Raw genomic sequence first — 2326 nt, 5'->3', positions numbered from 1 at the left:
ATAAACCAAGCAATTCAACAGGTAATACCATATCCAATTTCGTGAGCATTTTAAGTTCTTTCGGTTTAAGTTAATATCACAAAATTATAACAGATTTAACCCGTCCAACGGAAATAAGGATTGAGCCATAATCTTTATACACCGGTCGGAAGTTTTCTGACGGGATGGTGCCTAGAATGGTTCTCATTTGATTGTCTTTGGGTGTTTCCCTTACCCCAAACTGAGTTTCAAAGTTGTTTTTATAGCATCTAAGCTTCATACGTTGTTGGTAAGTTGCCATATCTCCCGATTTATAAAACATGCAAGCTAAACCAGATAGTGCGGTATCAAGCACATTATAATGAACACTTTCAGCTCTGCGATTATCATCTACTTTACCGAATTTGGTTTTAAAGCCATCTATGAGAGGCTGCAAACTTAAATGCTTTTTTATTTGTAACAATGCTATTCAACGATCTTATCAAAGATGCAGAAATTATTACGAAAATAGAGTGGTTTGTGAAGAGAAACATATAAAATAGCGCGAAAGATGAATTTTGAAACCTGCGCTATTAATGAGTTTGGTGGCTCACTGAGTTTTGCTGACGGCACACGATATCATCTTTAGTGCTTTTTACTTCAATAATTAGCTCACGTCTATCTCGCAGGGAGATATTAAGTATTTCTATATCTGATAAACCAAGCAATTCAACAGGTAATACCATATCCAATTTCGTGAGCATTTTAAGTTCTTTCGGTTTAAGTTAATATCACAAAATTATAACAGATTTAACCCGTCCAACGGAAATAAGGATTGAGCCCAAAAGACTGGGAGCAGGCTAAGACTAAACTTTATAAGAAAGTAGCTTAGAATTGCGATAAATCTGTTGTTAGGAATGCTCTCATCAGTGCATACCGCCCTTTACCTCGTCCGCTAAGGCGTTTACTTCTTCTTTTGATAACTTAGTAGCCTTAACTATCTTTTCAGCTTCTAATCCCATTAAAAGCAATTCGCGAGCCGTGGCTAGGGCTTTTTTGTGTTCGCCCTCTGCCATAAGCATTGGCGCGTGTTCCTGCAACGCTCTTTCTGCAATCTGTTGTGATACCGTCATAACGTCACCTTGTAAATCTATATTACTGTTTACTATCTTATCATAAAACTGCTCAAAGTCTAAGTTTGAGTAGTCGCTCATATACTTAATCAGCGTCTGCCTTGAAAAGCTATCATAGTCCGTTATCGTCTTAGCTGCCAACGCTAACACGCTATCAATATCTTTCTTGGCTGCATACTTCAATATAATTTCTAAGCCTTTGATGTAGTCATGCTGCATTATTTCTTCGTCACTCTTGCTTACTAAGTCCACAAACTGCGTTGTAAATGCAAACTTCTCTGCTAGCTCTTTGTTTTCAAAGTAATCGTTAATATCTGTACTATAGCTAAATGGCTTTTTGTTCGTATAGTAAATAATGCTAACCACTAAAGGCAATTTCTTTACGCCTTTGTTGCGCTTGATGAAGTCCAACAAGTACGAGGTTTGATAATGCCTAGAACGAATTAAAATAGTCATATCATCGGTGCTTTGCACTTCAATATGTACCAGTATCGCGCCTTGTCTGCCGTCCTTAAACTTAAACAAAAACGCCAAGTCGGATTGCTCTTTTTGCTTCACGTTCTTTTTATGTTGTTGGCGGGTGTGTTCAACATTGGCAAAACCTAACTCAACGCTTGACCAATCTATCAATGCCACAAGCTCACGCTGCACATACTGGCGCAAAAATGACAATGAAAACTCGCGGTTATTGAGTAGGTCTTTGATTAGTCTGTCGTGGTGATCTGCCATTACTTACCTAAAGCGTTAGGATTATCTAAGCGCATTATATCACAGCAAAACTCAGTGAGCTTGTTTTTATAACTGCAATGTGGATTTATAGCTATTTTCCTCTGCCAAGACGATAAAAAACATACATATGTAAAGTTTGTAATGTTGATAATGACAATGTGTGTGACTATTTTTAGATCAATATTTTTATGCAGGCGTGCGATGACCTCCCCGCACTATTTGAGATCTTTCATCTGCTTACGTATTAAACTATTTCTGGAGGTGGGTGCTCGTTTTGATTTAAGTGAAAACAGAGCATATGCTCCCAACTATCAAATAAAATATACTTGAAATGGTAAGTTAAATCTGTCCATAACTCTTTAAATGTTCTCGATACTTTGGCTCAATCCTTATTTCCGTTGGACGGGTTAAATCTGTTATAATTTTGTGATATTAACTTAAACCGAAAGAACTTAAAATGCTCACGAAATTGGATATGGTATTACCTGTTGAATTGCTTGGTTTAT

General features: G+C 37.1%; 3 protein-coding genes. All 3 read right to left on the bottom strand.

What is annotated here, in order from left to right; translation table 11 throughout:
- Nucleotides 1–76: 76 nt before the first annotated feature.
- The 3 genes from IE867_RS14335 to IE867_RS14325 all read right to left on the bottom strand — a co-directional run bounded on the left by IE867_RS14335 (nt 77) and on the right by IE867_RS14325 (nt 1820).
- On the bottom strand, nt 77–415 hold the full coding sequence (locus tag IE867_RS14335; protein WP_192485390.1) for a hypothetical protein: 339 nt from the start codon (nt 413–415) through the stop codon (nt 77–79).
- Nucleotides 416–551: 136 nt separating this feature from the next.
- Nucleotides 552–722 carry a hypothetical protein gene (locus IE867_RS14330; protein ID WP_192485389.1) on the bottom strand — a complete coding sequence of 57 codons (171 nt, stop codon included), beginning with the start codon at nt 720–722 and terminating at the stop codon, nt 552–554.
- Nucleotides 723–884: 162 nt separating this feature from the next.
- A complete protein-coding gene (locus IE867_RS14325) occupies nt 885–1820 on the bottom strand; it encodes an Rpn family recombination-promoting nuclease/putative transposase (protein WP_192485388.1) in 936 nt (311 codons plus the stop codon).
- Nucleotides 1821–2326 lie beyond the last annotated feature (506 nt).

Origin of the sequence: Cysteiniphilum marinum (assembly GCF_014857925.1) — a bacterium.
Lineage (GTDB): Bacteria > Pseudomonadota > Gammaproteobacteria > Francisellales > Francisellaceae > Caedibacter > Caedibacter marinus.
Note: the sequence above shows the minus strand (reverse complement) of the source record. Positions and strands in the feature narration are given on the sequence as shown.

Excerpts from the sequence above, each read along its gene's own strand:
- IE867_RS14325 (WP_192485388.1), bottom strand. The coding sequence starts at position 1,820 with ATGGCAGATCACCACGACAGACTAATCAAAGACCTACTCAATAACCGC.
- IE867_RS14330 (WP_192485389.1), bottom strand. The coding sequence starts at position 722 with ATGCTCACGAAATTGGATATGGTATTACCTGTTGAATTGCTTGGTTTA.